This is a genomic window from Arthrobacter sp. JCM 19049, from assembly GCF_001310435.1.
The window spans coordinates 1-531 of record NZ_BAXF01000947.1; the positions used below are offsets into that span (position 1 = coordinate 1).

The 531-nt window shown below is 66.9% G+C and carries 1 pseudogene; it reads left to right on the forward strand.

From position 1 onward, the window contains the following. A pseudogene (locus JCM19049_RS17280) lies at positions 1-501 on the forward strand (PhoH family protein); the annotation flags it as partial. Between the last annotated feature and the right edge of the window lie 30 nt (positions 502-531).

The window sequence follows — 531 nt, forward strand, 5'->3', positions numbered from 1 at the left end:
TGCTGGAGCGGCGCGAACACCGCAAGATCACCGTGTTCCGCCCGCTGTACGCCGTTGGCGGCCAGGAGCTGGGGTACCTGCCGGCTCGGAGGGGAGAAGATGAATCCCTGGGCGCAGGCCGTGTTCGACACGCTCAGCTCGGTGGTCTCCAAGAACGTGATCGATGAGGTCGTGGAACGCGGAATGCTGGAGGTGCTGCCGCTGACCCACATCCGCGGCCGCTCGCTGCATGACACGTTCGTGATCGTGGACGAGGCGCAGTCCCTGGAACGCAATGTGCTGCTCACGGTGCTTTCGCGCATCGGGCAGCATTCCAAGGTGGTCCTCACCCACGACGTGGCCCAACGCGACAACCTGCATGTGGGCCGGCACGACGGGGTGGCCGCCGTGGTGGAGCAGCTCAAGGGCCACGACCTGTTTGGGCACGTGACCCTCACCCGCTCGGAACGCTCGGCAATCGCGGCACTGGTCACCGAGATGCTCGACGCGAAGGTGCGCTAACGCCGCTTCGGCCCGGTCCCGCCGGGATCC